Source organism: Streptomyces sp. CCM_MD2014 (genome assembly GCF_000772045.1).
GTDB classification, from domain to species: Bacteria; Actinomycetota; Actinomycetes; order Streptomycetales; family Streptomycetaceae; genus Streptomyces; species Streptomyces salinarius.
The window spans coordinates 971,064-985,763 of record NZ_CP009754.1; the positions used below are offsets into that span (position 1 = coordinate 971,064).

Below are 14,700 nucleotides of genomic sequence, written 5' to 3' on the forward strand. Positions count from 1 at the left end.
TCCGCTCGTGCCCTCAGGCGGTCAGCGGTTCGGGCAGTTCCGTCAGCCAGGGCAGGGCGCCGCGGTCGCCCGCGCCGAGGCGCGTGTAGGCGCCGTAGAGGTGATTGCCGACGGTACGGACGGAGAGGGTGAGCCGCTCCGCGATCTGGCGGTTGCTCAGGCCCGCGGCGGCGAGGGTGACGATCTGCCGCTGACGGGCGGTGAGTTCGCCGAGCACCAGGCCGGAAAGCGCCGGGGTGCGGGCGCCCTGGCAGCGCCGCGCGAGGGCGGCGGCACGGGTACGGGCGGTGCGGGCGGCCCTGGGGTCGCGGTGGGCGTGTACCGCCTGGGCGCTCGCCTCGGCCGCGAAGAGCAGGAAGCCGCGCCGTTCCAGTTCCCCGGCGACCTTGTCGAGCGCCGGCCCGTCCCGGCGCGCGAGGGCGTCGGCGTGGGCGGCGAAGACACCGGTCAGGCGGCCGGTCGCCCGCTCGGGCGCACCGAACCGGACGGCGTCGTACGGGTGGTCCGCGGCGGCCGCCCGGACCGCCTCGCCGAGGTCGCCCCGTGCGGCGGCGGCCCAGGCCGCGCAGGCACCCGCCGTACCACTGCCGGCTCCGGTGCCGTCACCCGACTGTGCGAGAGCCAGGGCGAGTTCGCCGAGGCAGGCGTCGTCGTCCCCGGCCCGCAGCCCCTCGCGCGCCCAGGCCGCCGCGTCGCGCAGCCGGCCGCGCAGCCGTGCGTACCGGGCCCGCAGCGCCGCGTACGGGGCCGGCACCGGCGCCCCCTCGGCTGCCAGCCAGTCCCCGACGGGCGTCTCGACGGGCCGTACGTCCGCCTGGTCGATGCGCAGGGCGAGGACGGCCCGCTCCGCCTCCAGAGCGGGACCGGTCCGCTCCGGGGTGCGGGCCAGGCGCCGGGCCCGCAGCCGGCCCGCGGCGGCGCGCAGGACCGGGCCGTGCAGCGGGTGGGCGAGACGGGCGGCGCCGTGGTCGTCGACGGTGACCAGGCCCTCGGCCTCCAGGTTCTCCAGAACCCGCAGGTCGAGGTCGTCCCGGCTCGGGTCCAGGGGCAGCGGTTCGGCGAAGGCGAGGCGGTCGAGGGCCTCCCGCTCCTCCGCGCGGTCGCGGACGCGGTCGAGGACCCGGGCGGTGCGCTCTCGGACCGCCCGGGTGATCGGCACGGGCCCCCGCCACGCGCGGCGGTCCGTGCCCGGTACCGGCACGAGCAGTCCCTCCTCGCGCACGGCGGTCAGGAGTTCGCGCAGCAGTCGCAGGTCCCCACGGCTCAGACGGTGCAGGCGGTCGACGGTGAGCGGTTCCAGGCCGGTGTCGGCGCCGGCCGTGAGGAGTTCCGCGGTCTCCTCGCGGGGCAGCGGTTCCAGGGCGAGGCGCGGCAGCAGTTCCCCGGACCACAGCCGGGCCACCGCGTCCGGTGCGGGGTCCCCGTCGGTGGCGACCACCAGGAGGCGGGTGCGGCCGTGTACGGCGAGTTGGTGCAGGAGGGCGGCGGAGGAGTCGTCGAGCAGGTGTGCGTCGTCGAGCAGCAGCAGCCGTACGCCGGACAGCAGGTGGACCGCGCGGTGCAGGGTGACGGTCTCCGGCAGCAGGTGGGCGAAGGCGGCGAAGGGGATGCCCCGGGTCTCGGGCGTCCCGGCGGCCCGGGCGCAGTCCGTGCCGCGCACGGCCTCCGTCACGAGCCTGGTCTTGCCCGACCCGGCCGGTCCCGTCACCACGAGGCCGCCCCGTCCGGCCGCCACGGACCTGCGCACCAGCTCCAGTTCGTCCGCCCGCCCGGTGAACGGCCAGGGGGCGCCGGGTGGGGTCGTGTCCCGCAGAGAAGTCGTCACAGTCGTCACGGGAACATGAGTCGGCCTACTCATCCCTGATACAGGGTGACTTGAGTACCCCTCGACTCAGGCGCCGGCGGCGGGCCGGACGGCACCATGACGGCCATGACCGCACGCTACTGCTCGCTGCCGCGGCAGCCTGCCCCCGTGCTCGCGCCGGGGCTGGCCGCCGAGCGCGTCGCCGCGCTCGTCGGCGGGCAGCGCATGTGGGTCAACGGAACCGTGCTGCACTACTGCTTCCTCGGGGGCGACGTCGACGCCTCGGTGGTCCCGATGCCGGGCGCCGGCCGGCCCCGGCGGGGTTCGTGGGCCGGGACCGAGGAGCAGCGGGACGTGGTGCGCGACTGCTTCCGGGAGTGGCGGGACCTCGGCATCGGGCTCGACCTCACCGAGGTCCGCGACCGGTCCGAGGCGGAGCTGCGCATCGGCTTCGAGCCGGGCGACGGGTCCTGGTCGGCGGTGGGCAAGGACGCGCTCCGGGTCGGTCTCAACGACCGTACGATGAATTTCGGCTGGGACCTGACCGCGCCGGGCGAGCGTGCGACGGCCCTGCACCAGATCGGGCACGCGCTCGGGATGCTGCACGAGCACCAGAGCCCGTTCGCCGGCATCCTCTGGGACGACGAGGCCGTCTACGCCGAACTGGCGGGCCCGCCCAACCACTGGAGCCGGGAGCGGACCTTCCACAACATCCTGCGCAAGCTCGACGGCGACGAGGCCAACGGCCCGGTCTGGGACCCGCAGTCGATCATGGAGTACCCGTTCCCGTCGGGTCTGATACTGGAGCCCGAGCACTACCGTTCCGGCCTGTACCCGCCCGGTGTCCTCTCCGCCGCCGACAAGGAGTTCGCCCTGCGCTGGTACCCGCCCACCGGCCGGCCCGGTCCGCTGGTGCCCTTCCGCTCGGTGCCGCTGGGTCTCGGTCCCGGTGAGCAGGCCGACTTCCGGGTGGATCCGCCGGAGACCCGCGAGTACACCGTGGGCACCTTCGGCGACAGCGACGCCGTCGTCGTGGTCTTCGAGGAGCGGGACGGCGTGCCCCGCTACTTCGCCGGACAGGACGACGGGGGCAGCCCCCGCAACGCCACGATCAGGGCCCGTCTCGTCAAGGGCCGCCGCTATGTCGTCCGGGTGCGCCTGTACTCCTCGTGGGGTGCGGGCGAGACGGCGGTCATGTACTGGTGACCGCACGGCTCGCAGACGCCCGGGCGCCGTGGCCACGAACCGGCGCCGGGGGCCGGCCGCGGAACGTCTCCTTCGGGGGAGGGCGGACGTTCCGCGGCCCACGCCGTGTCCGCCGCTGGGGGGCGGCGGGCACGGCCATGCGTTCGAGGCGGACGCGCCGGACGGAACCGGTGCCCCAGACGAAAAGGGTCTGCGCGAGCTTCCGCCCGCGCAGACCCTTCGTACACCGTCGGGACGACAGGATTTGAACCTGCGACCCCTTGACCCCCAGTCAAGTGCGCTACCAAGCTGCGCCACGTCCCGGTGCGCGATCCGCGTTCTCCGTGATCGCGCTGGTCAAGCCTACCCCATCCGGTGATCACATGACGAGACGGCTTTGCGCCGCCTCGCCCACCAGGCGTTACCTCGCACGGTGCGTACCGAAAGAACTCAGAGAGCAGAACGAAACGAACCCCGCGGCGACGACGTGACCGGCGACCGCTCCGCGCGGCGTGCCGTCACCGTCTTCCCGGTCCTCGTCCTCCTGGCCGGCGCCCTCGGCCTGCTGCTGCCCGGGAGTTTCACCGGGTGGGGCGAGGCGGTGCCGTACCTGCTGGGTGTCGTGATGTTCTGCATGGGCATCACCATGACCCCGGAGGACTTCCGCGGGGTCGCGCGGCGCCCCTGGGCGGTGGCGCTGGGGCTGGTCGCGCACTACGTCATCATGCCGGGGCTCGGCTGGGCCGTCGCCCACCTGCTCGACCTGCCCCCGCAGCTCGCCGCCGGCGTGATCCTGGTCGGCTGCGCGCCCAGCGGTACGGCGTCCAACGTGGTGACCTACCTGGCCCGCGGCGACGTCGCCCTGTCGGTCTCGGTGGCCACCGTCTCCACGCTGGTCGCCCCGCTGGTCACCCCGCCGCTGACGCTGCTGCTGGCCGGCGAGTACCTCCCGGTGGACGCGGGGTCCATGGTCACGGACATCCTCAAGACGGTGCTGCTGCCGGTGCTCGCGGGCGTCGTCGTACGGCTCCTCGCGGGACGGTACGTGCAGCGGGCGCTGCCGGCGCTGCCCTGGCTGTCCGCGCTGACCGTCGCCGTGATCGTGGCGGTGGTGGTGGCGGGCAGCGCGGACGCCATCAAGTCGGCCGCGGGGCTGGTCTTCGTCGCGGTCGTGCTGCACAACGGCCTCGGGCTCGCCCTCGGTTACGGCGCGGGGCGCCTGGGCCGGCTGGGCGAGCCCGGCAGCCGTGCCATGGCCTTCGAGGTCGGCATGCAGAACTCCGGCCTCGCCGCGTCGCTGGCCACCGCCCACTTCAGTCCACTCGCCGCCCTGCCGGCCGCGGTTTTCTCCGTCTGGCACAACGTCTCCGGTGCGGTGGTCGCCGCGTGGTTGTCGCGGCGGGGGCGGTGAGCCGGCCTGCGGCCGGCTGAGCGGAGCCGCGGTGCCTGCGGTCGGCTGAGCGGAGCCGCGGTGCCTGCGGCCGGCTGAGCAGAGCCGCGGTGCCTGCGGCCGGCTGAGCAGAGCCGCGGTGCCTGCGGCCGGCTGAGCGGGGAAGCGCCGTTTCGCCGGGGGCCACTGTCCGGCCGCGGGTGCGTTCTGGCCGGTCGGGCTCGCGCGGCGGGGCCGCATGAGGTCACAGACCCGTGCCCCTTCGGGGCGCGGCTGTGGCCGTGCGCAGGGCCGCCGCGCCGATGACGTCGCTCGGCCCGGGCGGCCGTCAGGACGGCCCGTGATGTTTGTCCTGTCAAACGGTTGACATGATGCGGGCGTCCGCCCAGGGTGGCCGGGACGGATCACGCTGGACGGATCACGGACGGATGAGGTGCTCGCATGGTGGACGCGCTCGGTGTCGCGGTCGTCGGTTTCGGCTGGATGGGACGGGTGCACACCCAGGCGTACGCCCGCGTCCGGCACCACTACCCGCACCTCGCGCTGCGCCCCGAGCTGGTGACGGTCGCCGAGGAGGTGCCGGGGCGGGCCGAGGAGGCCGCCGCACAGTTCGGGTTCGCCTCGACCACCCGCGACTGGCGCGAGGTGGCCGCGGACCCGCGCGTCCGCGCGGTCAGCATCACGGCGCCGAACTTCCTGCACCGCGAGATCGCCGTGGCGATGGCCGAGGCGGGCAAGCACATCTGGATCGAGAAGCCGGTGGGGCTGACCGCCCAGGACGCCCGCGCGGTGGCGGACGCGGTGGCCAAGGCGGGGGTGCAGGGCACGGTCGGTTTCAACTACCGCAACGCGCCCGCCGTCGAAGCGGCCCGCGACCTGATCGCCGCCGGGGAGATCGGCGCCGTCACCCACGTCCGCATCCGGCTCTTCAGCGACTACGCCGCCCACCCCGAGGGTGCTCTGACCTGGCGGTTCGAGCGGGAGCGCGGCGGTACCGGGGTACTGGGGGATCTGGCCTCGCACGGTGCCGACCTGGCCCGGTTCCTGCTCGGCGAGATCGCGTCCCTGACCGCGGACACGGCCGTCTTCGTACCCGAGCGGGCCCGCCCGGCCGCGGCCACGGCCGGTCACTCCCGGGCGGCGGGCGGCGAGCCGGGACCGGTCGAGAACGAGGACTACGTCAGCTGCCTGCTGCGCTTCGCCTCCGGCGCCCGCGGGGTCCTGGAGGCCTGCCGGGTCTCGGTCGGCGAGCAGAACAACTACGGCTTCGAGGTGCACGGCACCACGGGCGCGGTGTACTGGGACTTCCGGCGCATGAACGAACTGGGCGTCAGCCGCGGCACGGCGTACCAGGACCAGCCGGTCAGCACGGTCTACGTCGGTCCCGGGCACGGCGAGTTCGCGGCCTTCCAGCCGGGCGCGGCCAACGCCATGGGGTACGACGACCTGAAGGTGGTGGAGGCCCACCGTTTCCTGCGCTCGATCGCGGAGGGCACCCCGTACGGAGCCACCCTCACGGACGCCGTGCGCAGTGCGGCCGTCCTGGACGCGATGGCGCGCTCGGCGGAGCGCGGCACCTGGGTCAGTCCCGAGCCGGCCGGGTGACGGCGCGGCGGCGGGCCCGCATCGCCCACCGGCCCAGCAGCGCTTTGACCGGGACCAGCACGAGCCAGCTCCACATGGCCGCCGGACCGACCGCCAGGGCGAGCGGGACGCTCAGCGCGAAGACCGCCACCGACGCCGCGACGTCCGCGCCGTAGAGCAGGAATCCTTCCTCCGGCGCGGTGTCGCCGCGCAGCCAGGGCCGGTTGGCCAGCACGGCGAGCAGGGCGAGGTGGGAGGCGCCCAGGGCGGCGACCGCCGCCGCGTAGACGGCGACGGAGACCGGCTCCTGCCCGTACTCGGAGATGAGTTTGGTGGGGAAGGGAACGAGTGCCGCGACGCCCAGGCCGATCAGCGACAGGGTGATCACCTGGCCGTCGACCCGCTCGACGAAGCCGAAGATCCGGCGGTGGTCGCGCCAGAAGAGCCCGAGCACGAGGAGACTCAGTACGTACGCCCCCAAGTTGGGTGCCAGATCGCGCAGTTCGGCCCGGTAGGCCGCGGAGTCCAGGTCGCGGGGCACCGAGAAGTCGAGGACGAGCAGGGTGATGGCGATCGCGAAGACGCCGTCGGCCAGCGCCACCACCCGCTCGGGGCCTCCGGCCGGAGTCGATTTCCACATGGCACCGACGGTAGGAGCCAGGGCGCGCCCGGCCGCGTCACACGCCCGGGGCGGCGGGGCGCGTCACACGGTCGCGGTGTCGGGCGGCATGTTGTGCGGGGTGACGACCTGGATCGCCGACGGCTCGGCCGGGCCGGCGGGCGGCAGGGCTCCGTGGGCCCGCATCACGTGGCGGCAGGCCTCGCGCAGGTCCTGGCGCAGGTCGTGGTGGAGGACGACGGACAGGCGCCGCTCGCGCAGCAGCCGGGTGTTGTCCTGGTCGAGGTCGTGGGCGACGAACACGTCGCAGGGGCGGCCGAGATCCGCGAAGGCGCGCAGGGTGGCGATGTTGCCGCCGCCCATCGAGTAGACCGCCCGGATGCCGGGATCGCGTTCCAGCGCGGCCCGGACCAGGTCGTACTGGGTGGCGTCCAGGCCCTGCCCCTCGGCGATCTCGACGAGCCCCCGCCCGGGGTGGCGGGCCCGCATGACGCCGCGGAAGCCCATCTCGCGCTCCTCCTCGTTGCGGAAGAAGCCGCTGCTGAGGCTGGTGAGGACGTTGCCGGGGCGGTCGCCGAGCCACTGGCCCATGAGGTAGGCGGCGGTCGCGCCCGCCGCCCGGTCGTCGATGCCGACGTAGGCCACCCGGGTGCTGGCGGGCAGATCGGTGGCCAGGGTGACGACCGGGACGCCCGCGGCGGACAGCCGGCTCACGGCGGCCACCACCTCGGGGACGTCCGGGGCCTTGAGGATCACCCCCTGGGAGCCGCGGCGGGCGATCCGGTCCAGGGTGTCGGTCAGCCCGCCGGCCGGGCCCGTCTCGCGGAAGTGGAAGCGGCAGCGCACCACGGCGGGGTGCAGGGCGGGCAGTTCGGCCTCCAGCGCGGTCCGCACGGCGGTGGAGAAGCGCTCCGGCGCCTGCATCACGATGTCGCACATGAACGTGCGGCCGACCAGCCGGACCTGGGTGCGCTGGCGGTCCAGGTCGGCGATGGCCCGGCGCACCTCGTACGCGGTGCTCTCGCGCACGCCGCCGCGGCCGTTGAGCACCCGGTCGACGGTGGCCTCGCTCAGGCCCGCCTGACGTGCGATCTCCCGGATCGGGAAGGGGTGCCCCATGACCGGCTCCTCGGCTGCGTCGGCGCGGCACGTTCTGAGGGGTTTTTGATGGCCGCCTGCTGGTTGTTCGACACGTTTGTCAGGACAAGAATGACAGCACCAGGTCGCCCCTGTCAGCGAAAGGACGACGATGTCCGCAGCGCCCGTCGCCGCCCACCGTGCCCGTCTGTCCGAACGCGACTGCGATCTCGGCGCCTTCCGCGCCCTCGTCGAGCGGCCGACCGACCCGGCCGCCTACCCGAGGGCCGCCGCCGTGGAGCGCGACGTCCTCCTGTACGACGCCGGAGGACTGCGCGACGACGCGGGGACGGCGGCCGAACTCGTCCACGCCCTCGCCGACGGTCCCGGCATCGTGGTCCTCAAGGGCGCCTTTCCGGACCCGGCGGTGGTCGACCGGGCCACCGCCGTGTTCGACGCGCTCATCGCGCGGCAGCGCGCCTCGGGCGCCGCCGCCGGGGACCACTTCGCCGCGCCCGGGGCCAACGACCGGGTGTGGAACGCCCTGGAGAAGGCGGCCCTGCACGACCCGGAGGCGTTCGCCGACTACTACGCCAACGACGCCCTGTCCCTGGTGGCCCGGGCCTGGCTCGGCCCCGGCCACCAGGTCACCTCCCAGATCAACGTGGTCAACCCCGGCGGCGCGGCACAGACGGTGCACCGGGACTACCACCTCGGTTTCCTGTCCGCCGGGGCCGCGGCGGCCTACCCGGCGCACGTGCACCGCCTCTCCCCGTGCTCACGCTCCAGGGCGCGGTCGCGCACTGCGACATGCCCGTGGAGTCGGGGCCCACGCTGTACCTGCCGCATTCGCAGAAGTACGAGCCGGGCTACCTGGCCTGGCGGCTGCCGGAGTTCCGGGCGTACTTCGAGGCGCACCACGTGCAACTGCCCCTCGCCAAGGGCGACGCGGTCTTCTTCAACCCGGCCCTGTTCCACGCGGCGGGCGCCAACCGGTCGCCGGACATCCGCCGGATGGCCAACCTGCTGCAGATCTCCTCGGCGTTCGGCCGCGCCATGGAGACGGTGGACCGGGAGGCGGTGGTGAACGCCGTGTACCCGGTGCTGCTGAGGCGGAAGGCCGAGGGTGCGGGCGAGCGGTGGCTGGAGCAGGTGGTCGCCGCGAGCGCGGAGGGATACCCCTTCCCCACGAACCTCGACCGGGACCCGCCGGTCGACGGACTGGCCCCGCCCTCCCAGGCGGACGTCGTACGGCGGGCGCTGCGCGAGGAGTGGACACCCGAGACGCTGCGCGCGCGGCTGCGGGCGGGCCGCGAACGACGAGAGAGCCGGTGAGCGGGACCGCGGGGGGGCACGGGCCCCGGCGCGGACACCCGCCACCGCCCCACGCAAGGAGCAACGGAGCACATGCGTATCGGAATCCTCGGCCTCGGCCGCATCGGCGCTTTCCACGCCGAGACCCTCGCCGGACTCGACGCCGTCGGCTCGCTGGTCGTCGCCGACCCGTTCGCGGACGCCGCGCGGGCCGCCGCCGAGCGGTTCGGCGCCGAGGTCGCGGACTCCCCCGAGGCGGTGCTGGCCGCGGGGGTGGACGGTGTGGTGGTCGCGGCGGCGACCGACGCCCACCCGGGGCTGATCCTCGCCGCCGCGGAGGCCGGCGTGCCGGTCTTCTGCGAGAAGCCCGTCGCCCGCACCATGACGGAGGGCGTCGAGGTGCTCAAGGCGCTCGCGGGCCGGGACGTGCCGGTCCAGATCGGCTACAACCGCCGCTTCGACGCCGGGTTCGCCGCCGCGCGGGCGGCCGTGCTCGGCGGTGAGCTGGGCACGCTGCACACCGTGCGGTCGACCACGCTGGACCCGGCGCCGCCGCCCGCCGCGTACGTCGCCGCCTCCGGGGGCATCTTCCGGGACTGCTCGGTGCACGACTTCGACATCATCCGCTGGGTGACCGGGCGTGAGGTGAGCGAGGTGTACGCCGTCGGCGGCAACCGGGGCGCCGACTTCATCCGGGCGGCGGGCGACGCGGACACCACGGGCGCGATCCTCACCCTGGACGACGGCACCATCGCCGTGGTCTCCAACAGCCGCCACAACGCCCGCGGTTACGACGTACGCATGGAGATCCACGGCTTCGACGACTCGATCGCCGTCGGTCTGGAGGACAAGCTGCCGCTGCGCTCGGTGGAGCCGGGCACGACCTTCCCGGCCGGTGCGCCGCACGACTTCTTCATGGACCGCTTCGCCGCCGCCTACCGGGCCGAGCTGACCGCGTTCACCGAGGTCGTCGCCGGCACGCGCACCTCGCCCTGCACCGTCGAGGACGCGCTGGAGGCGGGCTGGATCGCCGAGGCGTGCACCCTGTCGCTGCACGAGCACCGTCCGGTGAGGATCGCGGAGGTGCGGCGGGGCTGACGGGGCGCGGGCCCCTACCGGCCGGCGGGCTGCTCGGTCAGCTCGCCGGCTCGCTGATGTTCACCATCCAGGGGACGCCGAACCGGTCCGTGCACATGCCGAAGACGTCGCCCCACATCTGCTTCTCCAGGGGAACGGCGACGGAACCGCCGGCGGACAGCTTCTCCCAGTAGCCGCGCAGCTCGGCCGCGTCGTCGCCGCTGAGGCTCACCGAGAAGTTGCTGCCCGGCCGGTACTCCATCCCGGGCGGGGTGTCGGAGGCCATCAGGGTGAAGCCGCCGGGGGTCTCCAGCATGGCGTGCATGACCTTGTCCGCGTACGCGGGGTCCGGCATGCCGGACTCGCCGAACGTGTTCAGCGCCAGGCTGCCGCCGAAGACCTGCTCGTAGAACTCCATCGCCTGTCGGGCGTCGCCGTCGAAACTGAGGTACGGGTTGAGACGCGAGGTCATGGCTGCCTCCCGGAACGGCACGAGGTGCGGTTGTCAGTGCTGCGCACGCTAGCGCGCGGCACTGGCAACGGCCCGCCGAGCGGCGCACAGGCGGTACCCTCCTCGCCGGTGGGCCGGCTTCAGGCCCCGCAGGACCGCAGGAACTTGCGGGTGCGCACCGCGATGGGCAGCGGCTTGTCCGGCTCGCAGGGGTACATGTCCTGCTCGACGATGGCGAACAGGTCCACGCCGAGTTCCTGGGCCGCCGTGAGCACCGGGCCCAGCTCCGGCACGCCACCCGGCGGCTCGCACATCACGCCGCGCTGCACGGCCGGACCGAACGGCACCCCGCCCTCCCGCACGCCGGCGAGGATCTCCGGGTCGACCTGCTTGAGGTGGAGGTAGCCGATGCGCTCCCCGTAGGTCTCGATCAGCTTGACGCTGTCGCCGCCGCAGTAGGCGTAGTGGCCGGTGTCCAGGCACAGGTTGACGAGGTCGGAGTCGGTGGCGTCGAGGAAGCGCTCGACGTGCTCCTCGGTGTCGATGTGGGTGTCGGCGTGCGGGTGGACGACGATGTCCAGGCCGTAGGTGTCCCGCACCTCGCGGCCGAGGCGTTCCATGCCCCGGGTGAGGTGGGTCCACTGCTCGCCGGTGAGCTCCGGCGGCTCGAGGATCTCGGCGGTCTTGTCGTCGCGCCAGAACGACGGGATGACGACGAGGTGCTTGGCGTCCATGGCCTGCGTCAGGGCGGCGACGCGGCCGACCTGCTCCCAGGTGGCGTCCCATTCGGAGGGGCCGCGGTGCAGCCCGCAGAAGATGGTGCCCGCGGAGACCTTGAGGCCGCGCCGGGTCACCTCGTCGGTGAGCCGGGCGGGGTCGGTGGGGAGGTAGCCGTAGGGTCCCAGCTCGATCCAGTCGTAGCCGGCCTCGGTGACCTCGTCCAGGAACCGTTCCCAGGGCACCTGCCGGGGGTCGTCGGGGAACCAGACGCCCCAGGAGTCGGGGGCCGAGCCGACGCGGATGCGGTCGAGGGCAGAGGGCATGCTCAGGCCTTCCCTTCGGCGGTGCCGGATGCGGTGCTGTCGGACGGGACGCTCTCGGTCTGGTCGGTCGTGCGGGCCTTGTCGGCAGTATCGGGCGTGGCGGCCCTCGCCGCACCGCCCGCGTCGTCGGGCAGCGCCCCGACGTCGACGCCGCCGACCTGGGCCAGTTCGTGCTTGAGGGCGGCGAGTTCCGCCCCGCCCGCCATGTGGTTGGTGAGTTCCTCCAGGGTGATGCCGGCGCGGGCGGCGCTGAGTTCGAGGGTGCCCAGGCGCAGCACGCTGAAGTGGTCGCCGACCATGTAGGCGTGGTGCGGGTTGTGGGTGATGAAGACGACGCCGAGGCCGCGCTCGCGGGCGGCGGCGATGTACTTGAGGACCACGCCGGACTGCTTGACGCCGAGGGCGGCGGTGGGCTCGTCGAGGATGAGGACGCGGGCGCCGAAGTAGACGGCGCGGGCGATGGCGACGGACTGGCGCTGGCCGCCGGAGAGCGTGCCGATGGGCTGTTCGAGGTCGTCCAGGACGATGCCCATGTTGCGCAGTTCCTCGTCGGCGGTCCGCTTCATGCGGTCGATGTCGAGGCGGCGCACGGGCCAGGGGCCCTTGGTCATCTCGGAGCCGAGGAAGAAGTTGCGCCACACCGGCATCAGCGGGACGGTCGCGAGGTCCTGGTAGACCGTGGCGATGCCCCGGTCGAGGGCGTCGCGCGGGCTGGCGAAGCGCACCGCCTCGCCGTCGACGAGGAACTCGCCCTCGGTGTGCTGGTGCAGCCCGGAGATGATCTTGATCAGGGTGGACTTGCCGGCACCGTTGTCACCGAGCACACAGGTCACCCTGCCGGGATGGACGGCGAGGTCGACGCCGTGCAGGGCGCGGATGTTGCCGTAGGCCTTGCCGGCGCGGCGCAGTTCGACCAGGGGGCGGCCCTGCTCGGGTGCGGGGTCGGCGAGGACGGCGCCGTGGGTGCCGGGGGTCTGGGCGGTCCCGGGGGTCTTGCCGGTCATTGCGGTCACCTCCGGGTCGCGGCGCGGCGGACGTACAGGTTGATGAGGACGGCGCCGAGGAGCATCGCGCCGAGGAAGGCCTTGAACCAGTCGGGGTTCCAGCCCGCGAAGACGATGCCCTGGTTCACCATGCCGAACATGAAGGCGCCGAAGACCGGGCCGATCGCCGAGCCGTAGCCGCCGGTGAGCAGACAGCCGCCGATCACCGCCGCCGCGATGTAGATCAGCTCCTGGCCGACGCCCTCGCCGGACTGCACCGTGTTGAAGGAGAACAGCTGGTGCATGCCGACGAACCAGGCCCCGAAGCCGACCAGCATGAACAGCGTGATCTTGGTGAAGGTGACCGGCACGCCGACCGCGCGGGCGGACTCCTGGCTGCCGCCGACGGCGAAGATCCAGTTGCCGTACTTGGTGCGCAGCAGCACCCAGGTGGCCAGGGCGGCGAAGACCAGCCACCACACGACCGTGATCTTCACCTCGACACCGCCGACGTCGAAGGACGAGGCGAACAGGGCCTTGGCCTGGTCGAAACCGTCCATGTCGCTGATGTCGTCGGTGGCGACGTTGCCGGTGACGAGCTTGGTGACGGCGAGGTTGACGCCCTGGAGGATCAGGAAGGTGGCCAGCGTCACCAGGAAGCTCGGCAGGCCGGTCTTCACCAGCACCCAGCCGTTGAAGGCGCCGACGGCCAGCGAGGCCACCAGTGCGACGATCACGCCCATCCAGACGTTCATGGTGAGCTGGTAGCTGAGCATGCCGGCGGTGAGCGCCGAGGTGACCACGGCGACACCGGCCGACAGGTCGAACTCGCCGCCGATCATCAGCAGGGCGACGGGCAGTGCCACGATGCCGATGGTGGACGACTGGTACAGCACCGTGGCCATGGAGCCGCCGTCGCGGAGCGTGGGCGCGGCGATCAGGAAGAAGACGAAGACGGCGACGGCGCCGAGGAAGACCCCGACCTCGGGCCGGGCGAGCAGCCGCAGCGCCACGGGGCGCTCACGGGTCCGCCCGTCGGTCTCCTTGGGGCCGGGGGCCGGCGGTGTGGTCACCGCCGGCTCAGCCTGGCTGGCCATGCTCATCACCGGGTGCCCTTCGAGGCGAACTCGGCGACGGCCTTGACGTTGGACTTGTCGACGAAGGCCGGACCGGTCAGCACCGGCTGCTCGCCGCCGCCGCTGTAGTTGCCGTTGTTCTTGTAGAGCCACAGCCCGTCGACCGCGAGGTAGCCCTGGAGGTAGGGCTGCTGGTCGACGGCGAACTCGATGTCGCCCTTCTCGATGGCGCCGGTCAGTTCCTTGTTGAGGTCGAAGGTGGCGACCTTGGCCTTGCTGCCGGACTCGTCCACCGACTGCACGGCGGTCATGGCGAAGGGGGCGCCGAGCGTGACGAGGTGGTCGATGGCACCGTCCTGCTTGAGCTTGGCGGTGATGGTCGACTTCACCGAGGGCATGTCGGTGCCGTTGACGTAGAGGTTCTCGATGGACCCCTCGAAGGTCTTCTTCACGCCGTCGCAGCGCTGGGTCAGACCGACGTTGCCCTGCTCGTGGATGACGCAGACGGCCTTCTTCGCCCCGTCCTCGTTGAGCCGCTTGCCGAGCGCCTCGCCGGCCACGCTCTCGTCCTGGCCGAAGAACTCCATCAGGCCGAGCTTCTTCCAGTCCGCCAGACCGGAGTTGAGCCCGACCACGGGTATGCCGGCCTGCTCCGCCTTGGCGAGGACGCTGCGCAGGGCGTCGGGCTTGGCGAGGGTGACGGCGATGCCGTCGACCTTCTGGTCGATCGCGTTCTGCACCAGGTTGGCCTGGTTGCCCGCGTTCGGGTCGGCGGAGTAGACGAGCTTGACGTTGTCCTTGTCGGCGGCGGCCTGGGCGCCCTTGCGGACGATGTCCCAGAAGGTGTCGCCGGGTGCCTGGTGGGTGACCAGGGCGACGGTCATGCGGGGGGTGTTCGCCTTGCCCGCGGAGGCGCCCGAACCGCCCTCCTCGTCGGCCTTCTTCCCGCCCGAGCTGCTGGAACAACCGGCGAGGGTCAGGGCCGCGGCGGCGGCGAGAGCCACGGCGGGGGCGATTCTGCGGGAGCGGGCGTGCGAAGAGCGGTCCATCTTTTCCTGCACCTCACTGTGCGACTGTGCGACGGGAGAGCCGTGTGC

12 protein-coding genes, 1 tRNA gene and 1 pseudogene are annotated in these 14,700 nt (G+C 73.2%); 5 read left to right on the forward strand and 9 right to left on the reverse strand.

The window, feature by feature from the left end; genetic code table 11:
• Positions 1-13: 13 nt before the first annotated feature.
• Positions 14-1,858 carry a LuxR C-terminal-related transcriptional regulator gene (locus tag NI25_RS04245; RefSeq protein ID WP_078884503.1) on the reverse strand — a complete coding sequence of 615 codons (1,845 nt, stop codon included), beginning with the start codon at positions 1,856-1,858 and terminating at the stop codon, positions 14-16.
• Positions 1,859-1,930: 72 nt separating this feature from the next.
• Between NI25_RS04245 and NI25_RS04250 the strand changes: the two genes are divergently transcribed.
• On the forward strand, positions 1,931-3,010 hold the full coding sequence (locus NI25_RS04250) for a hypothetical protein (RefSeq protein WP_061446744.1): 1,080 nt from the start codon (positions 1,931-1,933) through the stop codon (positions 3,008-3,010).
• Between the two features lie 229 nt (positions 3,011-3,239).
• Here NI25_RS04250 and NI25_RS04255 read toward each other — a convergent pair.
• Positions 3,240-3,313 (reverse strand) — tRNA-Pro (locus tag NI25_RS04255).
• 109 nt (positions 3,314-3,422) lie between these two features.
• Here NI25_RS04255 and NI25_RS04260 point away from each other — a divergent pair.
• Positions 3,423-4,400, forward strand: a complete 978-nt coding sequence (locus NI25_RS04260) for a bile acid:sodium symporter family protein (protein ID WP_061441145.1) — start codon at positions 3,423-3,425, stop codon at positions 4,398-4,400.
• Between the two features lie 420 nt (positions 4,401-4,820).
• Positions 4,821-5,984, forward strand: a complete 1,164-nt coding sequence (locus tag NI25_RS04265; protein WP_061441146.1) for a Gfo/Idh/MocA family protein — start codon at positions 4,821-4,823, stop codon at positions 5,982-5,984.
• Here NI25_RS04265 and NI25_RS04270 read toward each other — a convergent pair.
• Positions 5,962-6,603: a TMEM175 family protein gene (locus tag NI25_RS04270; RefSeq protein ID WP_189747718.1), complete on the reverse strand. Its 642-nt coding sequence runs from the start codon at positions 6,601-6,603 to the stop codon at positions 5,962-5,964. The genes NI25_RS04265 and NI25_RS04270 overlap by 23 nt on opposite strands.
• Positions 6,604-6,666: 63 nt before the next feature.
• Complete coding sequence (locus NI25_RS04275) at positions 6,667-7,701, reverse strand: LacI family DNA-binding transcriptional regulator (RefSeq protein ID WP_061441147.1); 1,035 nt, start codon at positions 7,699-7,701, stop codon at positions 6,667-6,669.
• 130 nt (positions 7,702-7,831) lie between these two features.
• Here NI25_RS04275 and NI25_RS04280 point away from each other — a divergent pair.
• A pseudogene (locus tag NI25_RS04280) lies at positions 7,832-8,994 on the forward strand (phytanoyl-CoA dioxygenase family protein).
• 72 nt (positions 8,995-9,066) lie between these two features.
• Positions 9,067-10,071 carry a Gfo/Idh/MocA family oxidoreductase gene (locus tag NI25_RS04285; RefSeq protein ID WP_061441148.1) on the forward strand — a complete coding sequence of 335 codons (1,005 nt, stop codon included), beginning with the start codon at positions 9,067-9,069 and terminating at the stop codon, positions 10,069-10,071.
• A 37-nt stretch (positions 10,072-10,108) separates the two neighbouring features.
• Here the strand turns inward: NI25_RS04285 and NI25_RS04290 are convergent, their stop codons facing one another.
• The 5 genes from NI25_RS04290 to NI25_RS04310 all read right to left on the reverse strand — a co-directional run bounded on the left by NI25_RS04290 (position 10,109) and on the right by NI25_RS04310 (position 14,652).
• The gene (locus NI25_RS04290; protein ID WP_061441149.1) at positions 10,109-10,522 is read right to left on the reverse strand and encodes a VOC family protein; all 414 of its coding nucleotides are present in this window, start codon (positions 10,520-10,522) and stop codon (positions 10,109-10,111) included.
• Positions 10,523-10,641: 119 nt separating this feature from the next.
• On the reverse strand, positions 10,642-11,544 hold the full coding sequence (locus tag NI25_RS04295) for a sugar phosphate isomerase/epimerase family protein (RefSeq protein ID WP_061441150.1): 903 nt from the start codon (positions 11,542-11,544) through the stop codon (positions 10,642-10,644).
• A gap of 2 nt (positions 11,545-11,546) precedes the next feature.
• Positions 11,547-12,548: an ATP-binding cassette domain-containing protein gene (locus tag NI25_RS04300; protein ID WP_061441151.1), complete on the reverse strand. Its 1,002-nt coding sequence runs from the start codon at positions 12,546-12,548 to the stop codon at positions 11,547-11,549.
• 5 nt (positions 12,549-12,553) lie between these two features.
• Positions 12,554-13,630 (reverse strand): ABC transporter permease, encoded by a 1,077-nt coding sequence (locus NI25_RS04305; protein ID WP_061441152.1) that lies wholly within the window; start codon positions 13,628-13,630, stop codon positions 12,554-12,556.
• A complete protein-coding gene (locus tag NI25_RS04310; protein WP_061441153.1) occupies positions 13,630-14,652 on the reverse strand; it encodes a sugar ABC transporter substrate-binding protein in 1,023 nt (340 codons plus the stop codon). The genes NI25_RS04305 and NI25_RS04310 overlap by 1 nt, the downstream gene beginning before the upstream one ends.
• Positions 14,653-14,700 lie beyond the last annotated feature (48 nt).